This is a genomic window from Burkholderia sp. Bp9012, from assembly GCF_003853825.1.
In the GTDB taxonomy this organism is placed as follows: domain Bacteria; phylum Pseudomonadota; class Gammaproteobacteria; order Burkholderiales; family Burkholderiaceae; genus Burkholderia; species Burkholderia diffusa.
This window is the reverse complement of the sequence record NZ_QTQA01000006.1, coordinates 281,895-296,454: the sequence shown is the minus strand read 5'-3', so window position 1 is coordinate 296,454 and position 14,560 is coordinate 281,895. Positions and strand designations below refer to the sequence as shown.

15 protein-coding genes and 1 tRNA gene are annotated in these 14,560 nt (G+C 67.1%); 7 read left to right on the top strand and 9 right to left on the bottom strand.

Features of this window, described 5'->3' with window-relative positions; translation table 11 throughout:
• Positions 1-151: 151 nt before the first annotated feature.
• A complete protein-coding gene (locus DIE11_RS11075; RefSeq protein ID WP_124623526.1) occupies positions 152-1,687 on the top strand; it encodes a methyl-accepting chemotaxis protein in 1,536 nt (511 codons plus the stop codon).
• A gap of 38 nt (positions 1,688-1,725) precedes the next feature.
• Here the strand turns inward: DIE11_RS11075 and DIE11_RS11070 are convergent, their stop codons facing one another.
• On the bottom strand, positions 1,726-2,886 hold the full coding sequence (locus DIE11_RS11070) for an alkane 1-monooxygenase (protein WP_124623523.1): 1,161 nt from the start codon (positions 2,884-2,886) through the stop codon (positions 1,726-1,728).
• Positions 2,887-3,412: 526 nt separating this feature from the next.
• Here DIE11_RS11070 and DIE11_RS11065 point away from each other — a divergent pair.
• The 5 genes from DIE11_RS11065 to DIE11_RS11045 all read left to right on the top strand — a co-directional run bounded on the left by DIE11_RS11065 (position 3,413) and on the right by DIE11_RS11045 (position 6,701).
• Complete coding sequence (locus DIE11_RS11065; protein WP_226114236.1) at positions 3,413-4,066, top strand: GNAT family N-acetyltransferase; 654 nt, start codon at positions 3,413-3,415, stop codon at positions 4,064-4,066.
• Between the two features lie 166 nt (positions 4,067-4,232).
• Positions 4,233-5,000, top strand: coding sequence for a septum site-determining protein MinC (minC, locus tag DIE11_RS11060; RefSeq protein ID WP_124623520.1), 768 nt, complete (start codon positions 4,233-4,235; stop codon positions 4,998-5,000).
• Positions 5,001-5,059: 59 nt separating this feature from the next.
• Entirely contained in the window at positions 5,060-5,875 is an 816-nt protein-coding gene (minD, locus tag DIE11_RS11055) for a septum site-determining protein MinD (protein WP_034182973.1), read from the top strand.
• A 12-nt stretch (positions 5,876-5,887) separates the two neighbouring features.
• Complete coding sequence (gene minE, locus DIE11_RS11050; RefSeq protein WP_006486661.1) at positions 5,888-6,142, top strand: cell division topological specificity factor MinE; 255 nt, start codon at positions 5,888-5,890, stop codon at positions 6,140-6,142.
• Positions 6,143-6,299: 157 nt separating this feature from the next.
• Positions 6,300-6,701 carry a YXWGXW repeat-containing protein gene (locus tag DIE11_RS11045; protein ID WP_124623517.1) on the top strand — a complete coding sequence of 134 codons (402 nt, stop codon included), beginning with the start codon at positions 6,300-6,302 and terminating at the stop codon, positions 6,699-6,701.
• A 116-nt stretch (positions 6,702-6,817) separates the two neighbouring features.
• Here the strand turns inward: DIE11_RS11045 and DIE11_RS11040 are convergent, their stop codons facing one another.
• Positions 6,818-8,359 (bottom strand): chloride channel protein, encoded by a 1,542-nt coding sequence (locus DIE11_RS11040; RefSeq protein WP_124623514.1) that lies wholly within the window; start codon positions 8,357-8,359, stop codon positions 6,818-6,820.
• Between the two features lie 174 nt (positions 8,360-8,533).
• On the opposite strand from DIE11_RS11040, the gene waaC reads away from it, so the two are divergent.
• The gene (waaC, locus tag DIE11_RS11035; protein WP_124623512.1) at positions 8,534-9,532 is read left to right on the top strand and encodes a lipopolysaccharide heptosyltransferase I; all 999 of its coding nucleotides are present in this window, start codon (positions 8,534-8,536) and stop codon (positions 9,530-9,532) included.
• A gap of 58 nt (positions 9,533-9,590) precedes the next feature.
• On the opposite strand, the gene DIE11_RS11030 is transcribed toward waaC, so the two are convergent.
• The 7 genes from DIE11_RS11030 to hemW all read right to left on the bottom strand — a co-directional run bounded on the left by DIE11_RS11030 (position 9,591) and on the right by hemW (position 14,539).
• The gene (locus DIE11_RS11030) at positions 9,591-9,770 is read right to left on the bottom strand and encodes a hypothetical protein (RefSeq protein ID WP_059605294.1); all 180 of its coding nucleotides are present in this window, start codon (positions 9,768-9,770) and stop codon (positions 9,591-9,593) included.
• A gap of 98 nt (positions 9,771-9,868) precedes the next feature.
• The gene (locus DIE11_RS11025; protein WP_124623509.1) at positions 9,869-11,179 is read right to left on the bottom strand and encodes an MFS transporter; all 1,311 of its coding nucleotides are present in this window, start codon (positions 11,177-11,179) and stop codon (positions 9,869-9,871) included.
• Between the two features lie 299 nt (positions 11,180-11,478).
• Positions 11,479-11,970 carry an energy transducer TonB gene (locus DIE11_RS11015; RefSeq protein WP_124623506.1) on the bottom strand — a complete coding sequence of 164 codons (492 nt, stop codon included), beginning with the start codon at positions 11,968-11,970 and terminating at the stop codon, positions 11,479-11,481.
• Between the two features lie 226 nt (positions 11,971-12,196).
• Positions 12,197-12,490, bottom strand: coding sequence for a hypothetical protein (locus DIE11_RS11010; protein WP_124623503.1), 294 nt, complete (start codon positions 12,488-12,490; stop codon positions 12,197-12,199).
• A 155-nt stretch (positions 12,491-12,645) separates the two neighbouring features.
• A complete protein-coding gene (locus DIE11_RS11005) occupies positions 12,646-13,044 on the bottom strand; it encodes a hypothetical protein (RefSeq protein WP_124623500.1) in 399 nt (132 codons plus the stop codon).
• Between the two features lie 150 nt (positions 13,045-13,194).
• Positions 13,195-13,282, bottom strand: a tRNA-Ser gene (locus tag DIE11_RS11000).
• A gap of 42 nt (positions 13,283-13,324) precedes the next feature.
• Complete coding sequence (hemW, locus tag DIE11_RS10995) at positions 13,325-14,539, bottom strand: radical SAM family heme chaperone HemW (RefSeq protein ID WP_124623497.1); 1,215 nt, start codon at positions 14,537-14,539, stop codon at positions 13,325-13,327.
• Between the last annotated feature and the right edge of the window lie 21 nt (positions 14,540-14,560).

The following is a 14,560-nucleotide window of genomic DNA, read 5'->3' as shown; positions in this document are numbered from 1 at the left end:
TCACTGTCGCCGGATCGCCGTCTTCCTCGCGGCCGGTGCGCCGGATTCCCGCTGTCGATGTCCTGCTTCAGCCTTGGTTTCGCGTGCCGTTAACAGAGGGCGGCGGCAAGCGTCTTTTGCATCGTCGCCGTTTCCGTCGATTCAAGGTCCAATGAAGCTGAGCTACAAGATTCCCTTCGCATTCGCCATTGCGCTGCTGCTGATGTTCTGCGGCGCGCTGTACGGCATCCGCATCCTCAATCGCTCGATCGATACGTTCGCGAACGACGTGCAGACCCGGGTCGCCGACGAGCGGCTCGTGTCGGCGACACTCGTGCAGTTCAAGCTGCAGGTCCAGGAATGGAAGGACACGCTGCTGCGCGGCAAGCAGCCCGACAAGCTCGACAAGTACTGGCAGGCATTCCAGACGCGCGAGCGCACGGTCGATACGCTCGCCGCGCAGCTCGTGAACCAGTTGCCGCCCGGCGAGAGCCGCACGCTCGTCGAGCAGTTCATGCGCGCGCATGCGGCGATGGGTGACGGCTACCGGCGCGGGTTCGACGCATTCAAGGCCGCTGGCTTCGAGCCGACGGCCGGGGATGCGGCCGTCGCGGGCGTCGACCGTGCACCCGCCGCGCTGCTCGAGCGCGCGGCGAAGGCGATTGCCGACGAGAGCGCCGCCGTGTCAGCGCAAGCGAGCCGCGATGCGAGCCACGCCACCGCGGCGAGCGTCGTGCTGATGCTGATCGTGCTCGGCATCGCGATGATCGGTGCGTACCTGTTCAGCCGCGCGATCCTGCGGCCGCTCGATCGCGCCGTCGCCTGTGCGCAGGCAGTGGCCGACGGCGACCTGACGCGCCACGTCGATGCGGTCGGTCGCGACGAGATCGCCGATCTGCTGCGCGCGTTGCGGACGATGCAGGCAAGCCTGTCGGGCGTCGTGCTCGAGGTACGTACGCATGCCGAAGCGGTCGCGACCGCGAGCGCGGAGATCGCGGCGGGCAATCACGACTTGTCGTCGCGAACCGAGGCGCAGGCTGCGTCGCTCGAGGAAACCGCCGCCAGCATGACCGAACTGACGGGCATCGTGCGACAGTCGGCCGAACACGCGCAGCATGCGGCGCAGTTGGCGCGGGACGCATCGGACATTGCGTCCGCCGGCGGTGGCGTGATGTCGGACGCCGTCGACACGATGAGCGGGATTGCCGCCAGCGCGGCGAAGGTCGGCGAGATCATCGCGGTCATCGACGGCATTGCGTTCCAGACCAACATCCTCGCGCTGAACGCGGCCGTCGAGGCGGCGCGCGCGGGCGAGCAGGGGCGCGGCTTCGCGGTCGTCGCGTCGGAAGTACGCACGCTCGCGCAGCGCAGCGCGGCCGCCGCGAAGGAGATCAAAGCGCTGATCGAGCAATCGACGCGGCGGGTCGACGAGGGCGCGGTGTTGATCGGCCGCGCGGGCGAATCGATCCACGAGATCGTCGGCGCGGTTCAGCGAGTCACGTCGATCGTCGGCGAGATCTCGTCGGCATCGCAGGAGCAGAGCGGCGGCATCCAGCAGGTGAACGTCGCGGTCACGCAGATGGACGAGGCGACGCAGCGCAACGCGGCGCTGGTCGAGCAGGCGTCTGCCGCGACGCAGGCGCTGGCCAAGCAGGCGAGCGCGCTGCGACACGCGGTCGCCGTGTTCAGGCTGCCGCAGGCCGCGTGACGATATTGCCGATCGCGATCGGACCACGCCGTCGCGTATCAGGCCGCGGTCGAATACTGCGCGAGCACGCGAGCGCGGATTGACGGCTTGATGTTCGACTGCGCCATGTTGCCGCCATAGTGCGCGACGACACGCGGATTCATCACGCGAAACCAGAGCGGCGGCACGTACGCGAACAGGATCATCGTCGCATAGCCGGCCGGCAGTTGCGGCGAGTCGTCGAAGTGGCGCAGCGCCTGGTACGAGCGCGTCGGGTTCGCGTGATGGTCGGCGTGCCGCTGCAACTGATACAGGAACAGGTTCGTGACGACGTGATTGCTGTTCCACGAATGCTGCGGCGTGCAGCGTTCGTAGCGGCCGCTCGGCAGCTTGCGGCGGCCGAGCCCGTAGTGTTCGACGTAGTTGACGACTTCGAGCAGCGACGCGCCGTACACGGCCTGGATCACGAGGAACGGAATCACGACCTTGCCGGCCATCGCGATCGCGATGCCCCACACGACGACGGTCATCGCCCACGCGTGCAGCACCTCGTTGCGCCAGGTCCATGGCGAATGCCCGAGGCGCTCGAGGCGCGCAGTCTCGAGCCGCCACGCCGAGCGGATGCTGCCCGTCACGGTGCGCGGCAGGAATGCCCAGAACGATTCGCCGTATCGCGCGCTCGCCGGATCCTCGGCCGTCGCGACGCGCACGTGATGGCCGCGATTGTGTTCGACGAAGAAGTGCCCGTAAGCGACCGGCGCGAGCGTGACTTTCGCGAGCCAGCGCTCGAAGCGGTTGGTCTTGTGCCCGAGTTCGTGCGCGGTGTTGATCGAGATGCCCGTCGCGGCGCCGAGCGACAGCGCGAAGCCGACGTAGTCGTACCACGCGAGCGCATGCGTACCGACGATCCATACGCACGTGAAGAACGCGATGTATTCGACCAGTGTCGCGAGATAGACGATGTAGCGGTAGTAGCGCTCGCGTTCGAGGTGCGGGACGGCGGCTTCGGGCGGATTGTCGCGATCGTCGCCAATCAGGGTGTCGAGGACCGGGATCACGCCGAACGCGAACAGCGGGCCGAACCACCAGAACACGTGAAGGCCCGTCGACAGTGCGAGCTGGGTCGAGAGGATGGGCAGCGTGATCGTCACCGCGCCGAGCAGCCATAGATAACGTTTGCCATCCGACCAGCCCGAGGCCGATGTGTCGGTCATTGCCATTGTCTCCCTCCTTGTGGGGCCGGCCCCCGCGTGTGCGGGAGCAGCGGCCGAGTGACGCGTTTGTCGTCGTTTGAATCGTCGCGGGTCCGCGGCACCGGATCGGTCGTCCGGCTGTGCCAGTTATACGACCGTCGCGCACGCTTTCCAAACCCTGGCGCTAGGCGCGCAACTCCAAACGGTGGGCCGTGCATGACGACGGTCGGGAAGGGCCGGCACGGGGTGATTGAAACACGCAGTCTTGGGCCGATCCGCTGGCGCGACCGGCGTTCTTGTCGGACGAATGCCTGGCGTGACGCATGCATGCATCCATCGGCGAAGTCCGCAACGAATGTTGCAACGCAGCAGGCCTGGCGCGACACCGCCCGGCTGCGCGGTTCTTTTGCATACACATGTAACGAACCATTACGGCGTCCATGATGAAATGCCGGGCGCTCGCCGCATGAGTGCCATGCATGACAAGGCGAGCGAGGCGACGCTTCCGGTCCCGCAGTTCGGGTTTCATGCGTTGCCGCACGTCGACGCATCGATGCTGCACCTGCACACCGGCGTGTGCGCGACATCTGTTGCCTTTCGATCGGCGCTGCCGTTTGAAAATTACGATTTGACTCATGCCCCGCTTTCGGTTGAAGCTAATAGCTTGCTGTCCGAAGGGGGCTGTGCCTGCATGAGTTCGACCTTGACCGTTCGTCGTATCGCTGCCGACCAAGGCCGCGTGTATCGCGAACTCCGCGCCGCATCGCTGCGCGAGCCCTACGCGCCCGGTGAAGCGCCGGAGGCCGAATTGCTGAACGTCGATTCCGACGCGGCGGCGGCCGTCGCCGCGCTGCGCGCTGCGTCCGACGAGTCGACGACTTTCCTGCTGTATACCGAAGGTCATCCGGCCGGCATGATTGGCGCGTATTTCGACAACACGCCCGAGCGGCGCGCGTTCGTCAGCGAGCTGTGGGTCGCGCACGCGGTCCGCCACCTGCGCGGCGGCGTGCTGTTGCTCGAAACGGCCACCGCGTGGCTGGCCGAACGCGGTGCGCAGGACGTCTACGCATGGATCGCCGATGCGAACCGCAACGCGATTCGTTTCTACGAACGCGCGGGTTTCGCCAACACGGGCGAGCATGCGCCGATCGCGCGGATGCCCGGCGCGATGAAGTCGTTGTTCGTATCGCACTTCAACACGCCCTGACGCATGAATGCGCGGGCCGCACGGTGCGATGAAGGCCCGGCCGCCCGTCCGACTACCGGCTTGCCGGTTGCGCGCTCGCCGCGACCGTCGCCGCCCGGTTCCCCAAAAATAATGGCCGCACGCGTGGACGCCTGTAAAATACGCAAAAATTTTTTGCAGAGTGTCCATGTCGCTTAAAAAATCGCCATTCTTCGAGCTGCGCAGCGGATCGGTCGATACGTTGTTGTTCACCGTGAAGACGACCGATCTCGATGCGTTGCGTACCGAACTGGTCAAGCGCTTCGAAGCGACTCCCGAGTTTTTCGCCGATGATGTCGTCGTGATCGACGTTCGCCGCCTCGCGGACGGCGAACGCGTCGCGCTTGCCGACATCCGCCAGATGCTGAACGACGTGCGGATGCGCCCGGTGGGCGTCGTGGCGCTCGCCACGCAGGGCTGGGCGGGGGAAGCCGGCCTGCCGCTGCTCGAGGCGCGCGACCGCCGCGTGTCGACCGCGAAGCCGGCCGAGGAAGCGGAGCCGGCGCCTGCCGTTGCCGCGGCGGCTGCCGTGGCGGCCGAACCGGCGCCGGAGCCTGGCCCGACGCCGATTCCGGCGGGCGGCCAGACGCTGGTGATCGATCGGCCGCTGCGTTCGGGACAGCAGATTTACGCGAAAGGGGACCTCGTGGTGCTTGCGCCGGTCAGTCACGGCGCCGAGATCATCGCGGAAGGCAACATCCACATCTACGCGCCGTTGCGCGGCCGCGCACTGGCGGGCGTGCACGGTAATCACGACGCGCGCATTTTCTGCACGTGTCTGGAGCCGGAACTGATTTCGATCGCGGGTATCTATCGAACGACCGAGAACCCGTTGCCCGCCGACATACTGGGCAAATCGGTGCAGATCCGGCTCGAAGAGGAAAAACTGATGATCGAACCGCTGCGCCTGACGTGATTCACGCGGCGCACGCCGGATCGATCGGCTCTCATTGACGAACACAGGGTATTGGGTAAATGGCAAAAATCATCGTGGTGACCTCGGGCAAGGGCGGCGTGGGCAAGACGACGACGAGCGCGAGCTTTGCGTCCGGTATCGCGCTGCGCGGCCACAAGACGGCTGTGATCGACTTCGACGTCGGCCTGCGCAACCTCGATCTCATCATGGGCTGCGAGCGTCGCGTGGTGTATGACCTCGTCAACGTGATCCAGGGCGAAGCGAACCTGAACCAGGCGCTGATCAAGGACAAGAAGTGCGAGAACCTGTTCATCCTGCCGGCGTCGCAGACGCGCGACAAGGATGCGCTCACGCGTGACGGCGTCGAGAAGGTGCTGAACGATCTGGTCGCGATGGACTTCGAATACATCGTCTGCGATTCGCCGGCCGGTATCGAGGCGGGCGCGCTGCACGCGATGTACTTCGCGGACGAAGCGCTGATCGTCACGAACCCGGAAGTGTCGTCGGTGCGCGACTCGGACCGCATTCTCGGCATCCTGTCGTCGAAGACGAAGCGCGCGACCGAAGGCAAGGATCCGATCAAGGAACATCTGCTGATCACGCGCTACAGCCCGAAGCGCGTGAGCGAAGGCGAAATGCTGTCGCTCGAGGACATCAGCGAGATCCTGCGCATCAAGCTGATCGGCGTGGTTCCGGAATCGGAAGCCGTGCTGCACGCATCGAACCAGGGTCTGCCGGCGGTGCATATCGACGGCACCGACGTTGCCGAAGCGTACAAGGACGTCGTCGCTCGCTTCCTCGGCGAGGACAAGCCGCTGCGCTTCACCGATTATCAGAAGCCGGGCCTGCTGCAGCGCCTCTTCGGCAGCAAGTAACGGAGGCCGCCCATGTCCATCCTTTCGTTTCTCCTCGGCGAGAAGAAGAAGTCCGCATCGGTCGCGAAGGAGCGCCTTCAGCTCATCATCGCGCACGAGCGGGTTGGCGGCCGGCCGCCGGCCGATTACCTTCCGGCGCTGCAGAAGGAGCTGGTCGCGGTCATCTCGAAGTACGTCCATATTTCGAACGATGACATCCGCGTGAGCCTCGAGCGCCAGGACGATCTCGAGGTCCTCGAAGTGAAGATCGAGATCCCGCAAGCCTGACGTTTGCATGTCCCCCCGCACGGCGGCGCATGCCGTCGTGCGCGTCTTACGCCCTGTTGCACTTTCGGGCTCGCCGTAACACGGCGTCTGTCGGCCGTTGGTCGACCTCCCGCATTGAACGAATACGCTCGCGTCATTTGTTAATCAGGAGGTTGTCATGGCTGTCTATGTCGTTCGACGTCGTATCGTTTCGCTCGCACTGTTCGCCGCGGGCCTGTCAGCCATCGCCGCGCCGCTCGCCGCGCGCGCGGACGAAATCCTCGTCGGTGCCCCGGTAATGGTGCAGTCGGGCCGGATGGTCGTCGCCGAACCGGTGGCCGCGCCCGTCGAGGAAATCGTCGTCGTCGCGCCGAACGCGCCGCCGCCCGTGCGCTACGAAGTCGTGCCCGACGCGCGCGTCGGCTATGTGTGGGAGCGCGGGCACTGGCACTGGGACCATGGCCGCTACGTCTGGATCGGCGGCCACTGGGAAACCGAGCGCATCGGCATGCACTGGGTGCCGGGCCACTGGGATCAGCGCGGCCCGAACTGGTTCTGGACCCGCGGCCACTGGGCCTGACGGGGGCATGCGATGAAACGAACCGCCATTGCCATCGCGCTCGTCGCGATCACGCTCGCCGGCTGTATCGTCGTGCCGGCCCGGCCCGTCTACTATCGGCCGGCGCCGGTGGTGATCTACTGAGGGTCACGCGGGTCCGCCGGCGCCGGGCCGCTCGCACCGGATGCGGACGGGCCGGGCTCGTGCGACGTCGCCGGCGTGTGCGTGGCGACGTTGCCGGTCACTGGGGCCTCCGGCTCGCCACCGTCCTGCTCGCGCAGCGTGTCGAGCGGATCGGCGGGCGCGGCGGCCGCATCCTGCGGCTCGACGACCGCGGCCGCAGCCGCCGGTGCCGCGGCGGGTTCCGCGGTGGCCGCGGGCGGCGCGAGATAGCGCTCGGCGAGCGTTTCGTAGAGGGGCGGTGCGAAGAAGCGCGCCATGCGGCTCGATACCAGCGCGGTCGCCATCAGCGAAATCACGAGCGCGTGACCGTTGATCATCTCCATCACGATCACGAACGACGTGATCGGCGACTGCGTGACCGCCGCGAGGTAGCCGACCATCGCGAGCGCGATCAGCATCGGCAGGCTCATGTTGCCGAACACGATGTGCAGCAGGTTGCCGAACCCGGCGCCGATCGACAGCGAAGGCGCGAAGATCCCGCCCGGGATGCCGGGCAGGTACGACGCGACCATCGACACCATCTTCAGGAACGGATAAAGCACCGACAGCCGTTCATGGCCGTCGAGCAGGCCGCGTGCCTCGGCATAGCCGCTGCCGAACGTCGTCCCGCCCGACACGAGGCCGACGACCGCGATCACGAAGCCGCACAGCGCCGCGAACGCGATCGGGCGCTCGCGATACAGGCCGAGCAGGCGCGCGGGCAGCCAGCGGCCCGTATTGAGCAGCAGCCAGCTGAAAAGACCGCCCGCGATGCCCGTCACGATCGCGGTGACGAGCACGGCGACGGCAAGCATCTTCGGAAAATGCTGGCCGGCGTCGATCGTGCCGAAGTACGTGTAGTTGCCGTTCAGTCCCAATGCGACGACACCGGCGAGGATGATCGCGGTGATCAGCACGCCGCTTGCGCGGGCGGAGAAACTGCGGGTCAGCTCCTCGATCGCAAACACGATCCCGGCGAGCGGCGTATTGAATGCCGCCGACAGGCCGGCCGCCGCGCCGGCGAGCACCAGTTGCCGTTCGATCTGCGCGTTCGAGCGCGGGTAGAAGCGCCGCAGGTTGAACATCAGCGCCGCGCCGACCTGCACGGTCGGGCCTTCGCGGCCGATCGTGAAGCCGCCGAGGATTCCCAGGAACGAGATCAGGACCTTGCCGAACAGGATGCGCAGCGTCAGCAGCCGCGCACCGAATGCGCTCGGGCTCGCGTGCAGTGTCGCAATGACCTGCGGGATCCCGCTGCCCTCCGCGCCGCGGAAGAAGCGGCGCGTGAGCCATGCCGACGCGGCGGCGATCGACGGCGTCAGCAGCAGCGGCAGCCACGCGGCGTGGTCGCGCATCGTGCGGAAGGTGTCGTAGCCCCAGTCGATCAGCCGCGCGTACAGCACGGCCGCGAGGCCGACGGCGATCGCGCCGAGCCAGAACACGCCGTACTGGCGCCAGATCCGCAGCGAGCGGCGGGTGAGGGCAGGGAACAGGGCAGGAAGGGCGGGGCGTTGCATCGGCAGCGGGCCGGGAGGGCAAAGAACGCATTATAAAAAGAACCCGATGCGGCGGGGCTCGACAAATATTCACAAATGCGTCGCATTTTGTTGCAAATGTAATGTCGGTGTAATATCCGCGCACCGCAAGCGTCGATAGCATGGCGAAATGGCCAGCCATTCCTCATAACGAACGTGAAACGCATCCTCATCGTGAAAGTGACGTCGCTCGGCGACGTCGTCCAGACGCTGCCCGTCGTCGCGGACCTCCATCGCGCCTTCCCGGGCGTGAGGGTCGATTGGGCCGTGGATGAATCGTGCGCGGAGGTCGTGCGCTGGCACCCGGGCGTGAGCGACGTACTCTGCGCGCCGCTGCGGCGGTTCAAGAAGCTCCGCAACGGCGGTGACCTGAAGGCGATCTCCGCGTCGATCGGCGCGCTGCGCGCGCACCGCTACGATGCCGTCATCGACCTGCACGGCGTCTACAAGAGCGCGATCATCTCGGCACTCGCGCGCGCCGCACGCCGTGTCGGCTACCAGACGCAGGATCTTGGCGAGACGGGCGCCCGTTTCGCGTACTCGCATCGCTTCGGCCCGCGGCCGGACTGCGACGCGTGGCACGGGATGCGCGTGAGCGCCGGCGAGGCGCTCGGCTATGTCCCCGAAGGCATCGCCGAGTACGGAATCGTCCCGCCGCAGGATGCGAGCCTGCCGCCCGCCGTGACCGACGGCGCGCCGTTCATGCTGCTGTTCCACGCGACGTCCAATCCGGACAAGAAATGGCCGGCCGACGACTGGGCCGCGCTAGCCACCCGGATGATGGCGCGTGGCGTGCGCGTGTTGTTGCCGTGGGGATCGGCCGCCGAGCACGACGATGCGCAGGACATTGCCGCGCGCGCGCCGGGCGCAATCGTGCTGCCCGCGATGTCGGTGCGCGAACTGGGCGCGGCCATCGGCCGGGCTGCGCTCGTAGTGGGGGTCGATACCGGGTTCGTGCACATGGCGCACGCGCTGCAGCGGCCGACCGTGATGATTTTCGTCGCGACCTCGCGCCACCATTGCGGCATCGGCGGCGCACCGAATGCACTGTCGATCGGCGAGCCCGGCGCGCCGCCGTCGGTGGCGCAGGCACTCGATGCGATCGATGCGGTCGGGGCGGCCTACGGCGCGCAGCGCGAGCGGCTGACGGCCTAGGGCCTGCACAGGGCCGCTATCGTCGTGAATGGGCGCCGCGGAAACGGGGCCGGCCGGTTCAGGCGAGCAGTGCTTCGACCGTGAGCACCGCGGCGACGGCGGCCAGGTTGGCGAGCAGCGCCTCGAACAGGAGGCCGCGCCAGGTTTTCGGCCGGAAGCGTGCCGCGAGCAGCAGGGCGCCACCCAGCGCGAGCGCCAGGATCAGGACGAGGTCGGCGTTGTCGAGGCGGATGTTCATCGCGGCGGCTCCTTCGGGGATCCGGGGGCGCGCGACGGCGTCCCCGGATCGAGTATAGTCAGCGCCGCCCGCCACACAACCCGAGGCGCCCCTGAGGCTCAGACGAGCGATGCGTCGCGGGTTTCGCGCATCAGCAGCACGCCGATCAGGCTGATCGCTGCCGCGACCGACACGTAGCCGCCGACCCACGACAGGCCGCCGCGCGCGGCGAGCAGCTGCGCGATGTACGGCGCGATCGACGCGCCGAGGATCCCGCCGAGGTTGTACGCGACGCCCGCGCCCGTATAGCGGACGTTGGTCGGGAACAACTCGGGCAGCAGCGCGCCCATCGGCGCGAACGTCACGCCCATCAGGAACAGCTCGAGCGTCAGGAACAACGCGACGAGCGGCATCGAGCCGCTGCCGAGCAGCGGCTCCATCGCGAAGCCGGACAGCAGTGCGGCGATCGCGCCGACGACCAGCACCGGCTTGCGGCCGAAGCGATCCGACGCCCACGCCGACAGCGGCGTGGCGAGCCCCATGAACACGACAGCGAAGCACAACAGGCCGAGGAAGCTCTGACGCGGAATGTGCAGCGTCGACACGCCATACGACAGCGAGAACACCGTCGAGATATAGAACAGCGTGTAGCAGACCACCATCGCGAGTGCGCCGAGCAATGTGGGGCGCCAATGTTGCGAGACGAGCGTCGCGACCGGCACGCGCACGCGTTCGTTGCGGTCGAGTGCGGCCTGGAACGCCGGCGTCTCGGTGATCTTCAGCCGCACGTACAGGCCGACCGCGACGAGCACCGCGCTGACGAGGAACGGGATGCGCCAGCCCCAGCTGCGGAATTGTTCGTCGGACAGCGACAGCGCGAGTGCGAAGAACAGCCCGTTCGACATCAGGAAGCCCACCGACGGGCCCAGCTGCGGGAACATCCCGAACCAGCCGCGCTTGCCTTGCGGCGCGTGCTCGGTCGCGAGCAGCGCCGCGCCGCCCCATTCGCCGCCGAGGCCGATCCCCTGGCCGAAGCGCAGCACGCACAGCAGCACCGGCGCGAGTGTGCCGATCGTGTCGTAGCCGGGCACGAATCCGATCGCGGTGGTGGACACGCCCATGACGAGCAGCGACGCGACGAGCGTCGACTTGCGACCGATGCGGTCACCGAAGTGGCCGAACAGGAACGAGCCGATCGGCCGCGCGATGAATGCGATACCGAACGTGACGAATGCGGACAGCGCCTGTGCGGTCGCGGAGCCGTGCGGAAAGAACACGGGGCCGATGACGAGTGCGGCGGCAGTCGCGTAGACGTAGAAGTCGTAGAACTCGATCGCGGTGCCGATGAAGCTCGCGAACACGATGCGCCGGTGGCTGACGGCGCCGGCCGAACCGGTTGCGTGTGCAACGGCCGGGGGAGATGCGGACATGGATGTCTCCGTTTTGTCGTTGGGGCATTCGCCTGAGCGTGCGCTTGGGCAGGCAGGTGGACGCCTGCCGGGAGAGCGCAGCCGGGCGGATGATGCGGTAGCGGCGTGAACGCGCGTCGTGGCGCTGACGTCACCCGCCGGTCGACGATGGAGACGGATAGGTCGCCGCCGCCCAGTGCCGGCATGGTCGGCTCGCATGCCGGGTGCGGCGCGCGAACGCGCGCGGGAGGGTGGCCGCGCGATTGCGGAAAATTATAGCCAGCGCCGCGACATAGCGGCAATCGCGGGCCGGCGCGGGCTCAGTCGAGCGATTGCGCCTGTGCGGATGCGGTGCTTTGCAACTGGAAACGTCCGTCGTCGTTGAACAGCCAGCCTTCCATCATCTCGAGCCGGCCATTGCCGTCCAGCAGTTTCGACGGCGGTGGCGGCAGCGGCGCCGAGCGACGCAGCGACGCGAGCGCGAGCCCTTCCGCTTCGCTGTCGCCGTTGCTGCGATAAACGGATGCGTTGACGAGGCGGCCGCTGCCATCGACGGTGAACGCGACGACGACGAGCGAGCGCAGCATCGCCTGCGGCGTCCCGCGCGCGACGCCGGACGGATTGTGCTCGGTGACGCACCGCGCGACTTCCACGCGGTACTGGTCGCGATTCGCGTTGCGGATGACGGACGGGATCGTCTGCACCGAGCGCAGCGATGGCGGCGGCGTGATCGTGCAGGCGGCAAGCAACGAGGCGGCGACCAGCCAGGCAACACGCAGCCGGCTGGCGCCCGGGTGGGGAAGATGAGACATGGCGGACTGCCGGAGGGTGACGATAAAAAAATGATAGGCGTCCGGCCGCGACCTGTTATCGGGAGAAACGCATAGTGCGCGAAGCGGGACGTAGCAATTCGCGGATGATGGCGATCGGCGGGCCGACCGGCATGTGTTCCGACGTGACGTGACATGTGACGGCGCGGGCGCGATATGCGCACGCGCGTCGCACGCAGTGGCGGTGGGCGTGGCCCGATCTGCCCGCTTAGTAGCCGTGTGTTACGAGCGACAGAACGGACAGGTCCGGATGCGTGCCGTCGATGATGCTCTTGCCGATGTGCACGGCTTCCCGAACCGCTTCGTCGACGCTCGCGAAGCTTTCCTCGCCGTCCGCGTGGAAGGGCACCGCATGATCGGGCAGCGCGGGATTCGCGCCAGGATGGCAGACATAGCCGGTGTAGGTGTAACGCGTGTCGCTGCCCGGGGCGATGCCCGGCACCACATGGATCTCGAAGCCTTCGTAATCGACGTGATCCGTCGCTGTCGACAATTCGGTCATGGCGGTCTCCCTGGGCCGCACGCACGGATGGCGCGGGCGGCATCGAGTCGCGGCGGCGGTCGTGTCGCCGTGCTGATCGAATTCTAGGCGATGGCGGCCCGGCCCGTGAGGCACGCGCGCGTCGTCGGCGGACGGCGGGCGTGCCGTGGCGCGCGTTACCGCGTGCAGCGCGCGTCCTTGCGCTGCACCACGAGGATCACGGGGTACTTCTGGCCGTGCTCGAGTTCCACCGGCGCGACGACCGTCAGCGTCGCCGGGTCGGAATCGTCGTACACGCTGACCTGTTCGTTGCGGATATAGGTCACGCCGGTGCAGTTCGATGCGCGCCCGTCATCCGACACCTTGCACTGGATCTCGTTTTCCTTCAGGTAGTTGTACGGCGTCGGGCTCGCGAGATATTCGCGCAGGCTGCGCGGCGAGCCGCCGACACCCTTCACGTACGCAATCGCGCATGACGGCGTTTGCGCGTCGGTGCCGGAGGCGGAATCGGCGGCCGCGGCGTGCGTGCCGACGGCAGCCAGGGCGACGAGCGACGAGGCGATGAAGGACTTCATGACGTGGTTTCCCGTTTCGCGAATCGGAGCGCCGGATTGTAACGGCATCGGGCGAGATGCGTCGGCACGCGGGGCGGGCACCGTGCGCGGCGCGCGTCGAACAAACAAAAACCCCGTCATTCGATGAATGGACGGGTTTGGCGAACTTCCTGGCGGAAGCGGTGAGATTCGAACTCACGGACAGTTTCCCGTCGCCGGTTTTCAAGACCGGTGCCTTAAACCGCTCGGCCACGCTTCCACACGAGGCGGCATTGTAACCGAAATGCCGCCTCGTTCCGCCTCAATCGTCGCGCAGGAACAATTCCTGCAGGTCGTTGAGGAACCGTTGACCAAGCGGCGTCGGCGCGATCTGCGCAAAATCGCGCGTGATGAGTCCGCGCTGCTCCGCATCCTTGAGTGCCTGCTCGATCGTGCCGATCGGCAAACCCGTGCGTTCGACGAAGCTGTGCACGGGGAAGCCCTCGACGAGCCGCAGCGTGTTCAGCATGAACTCGAACGGCAGGTCGCGCGCACCGACTTCACGTTCTTCCTGCACCGGCGTGCCGGCCATCGCCTGTTCGATGAAGGTAGCCGGATGCTTGTAGCGAGCCTGCCGCAGGATCCGGTTCGGGAACGACAGCTTCGTGTGCGCGCCCGCGCCGATCCCGAGATAGTCGCCGAAGCGCCAGTAGTTCAGGTTGTGCTTGCACTGATGATTCGGCTTCGCGTAAGCGGACACTTCGTAGCGGCCGTAACCGGCCTCGGCCGTGCGCGCGTGGATCCATTCCTGCATGTCGGCCGATGCGTCGTCGTCGGGTACCACGGGCGGAAACTTCGCGAACAGCGTGTTCGGTTCGAGCGTCAGGTGATACAGCGACAGATGCGGCGGCGCGAACGACAGCGCGGTCTCGATGTCGGCCCGGCATTCGTCGAGCGTCTGGTTCGGCAGCGCGAACATCAGGTCGAGGTTGAAGTTGTCGAACGTCTTCGCGGCGATCTCGACGGCCGCGCGCGCCTGCGTGGTGTCGTGAATGCGGCCGAGCGCTTTCAGATGGCCTTCGTTGAAGCTCTGGATGCCGACGGACAGCCGGTTCACGCCGCTCGCGCGGAACTGCGCGAACTTCGCGGCCTCGAACGTGCCCGGGTTCGCCTCGAGCGTGATCTCGGCGTCGGCATCGAGCGGCAGCAGCGCGCGCACGTCGGACAGCAGCCGGTCGAGGCCGGCCGCCGACAGCAGGCTCGGCGTGCCGCCGCCGATGAACACCGTATGCACCTGCCGGCCCCAGACGAGCGGCAGCGCCTGTTCGAGATCGGCGCGCAGCGCGTCGAGGTACTCGGTTTCCGGAAACCGCTCGCCCTTCCACTCGTGCGAGTTGAAATCGCAGTACGGGCACTTGCGCACGCACCACGGAAAATGCACGTACAGCGCGAGCGGCGGCAGCGACGTGAGCCGTACCTGCCCGGGCGACGTGAAGGCCGCGACGACGCGCGCGCCGGTTTCCGCCGCCTGGCTCATGCGGCCTCCGGTTGCGAATGC

Bases quoted from the DNA above. Each gene is read 5' to 3' on its own strand.
- DIE11_RS11045 (WP_124623517.1), top strand. From the start codon at position 6,300: ATGGCTGTCTATGTCGTTCGACGTCGTATCGTTTCGCTCGCACTGTTC.
- DIE11_RS11030 (WP_059605294.1), bottom strand. From the start codon at position 9,770: ATGAACATCCGCCTCGACAACGCCGACCTCGTCCTGATCCTGGCGCTC.
- DIE11_RS11040 (WP_124623514.1), bottom strand. From the start codon at position 8,359: ATGCAACGCCCCGCCCTTCCTGCCCTGTTCCCTGCCCTCACCCGCCGC.
- DIE11_RS11025 (WP_124623509.1), bottom strand. From the start codon at position 11,179: ATGTCCGCATCTCCCCCGGCCGTTGCACACGCAACCGGTTCGGCCGGC.
- DIE11_RS11070 (WP_124623523.1), bottom strand. From the start codon at position 2,886: ATGGCAATGACCGACACATCGGCCTCGGGCTGGTCGGATGGCAAACGT.
- DIE11_RS11010 (WP_124623503.1), bottom strand. From the start codon at position 12,490: ATGACCGAATTGTCGACAGCGACGGATCACGTCGATTACGAAGGCTTC.
- DIE11_RS11075 (WP_124623526.1), top strand. From the start codon at position 152: ATGAAGCTGAGCTACAAGATTCCCTTCGCATTCGCCATTGCGCTGCTG.
- hemW (WP_124623497.1), bottom strand. From the start codon at position 14,539: ATGAGCCAGGCGGCGGAAACCGGCGCGCGCGTCGTCGCGGCCTTCACG.
- minC (WP_124623520.1), top strand. From the start codon at position 4,233: ATGTCGCTTAAAAAATCGCCATTCTTCGAGCTGCGCAGCGGATCGGTC.
- minE (WP_006486661.1), top strand. From the start codon at position 5,888: ATGTCCATCCTTTCGTTTCTCCTCGGCGAGAAGAAGAAGTCCGCATCG.
- minD (WP_034182973.1), top strand. From the start codon at position 5,060: ATGGCAAAAATCATCGTGGTGACCTCGGGCAAGGGCGGCGTGGGCAAG.
- DIE11_RS11015 (WP_124623506.1), bottom strand. From the start codon at position 11,970: ATGTCTCATCTTCCCCACCCGGGCGCCAGCCGGCTGCGTGTTGCCTGG.
- DIE11_RS11065 (WP_226114236.1), top strand. From the start codon at position 3,413: ATGCTGCACCTGCACACCGGCGTGTGCGCGACATCTGTTGCCTTTCGA.
- DIE11_RS11005 (WP_124623500.1), bottom strand. From the start codon at position 13,044: ATGAAGTCCTTCATCGCCTCGTCGCTCGTCGCCCTGGCTGCCGTCGGC.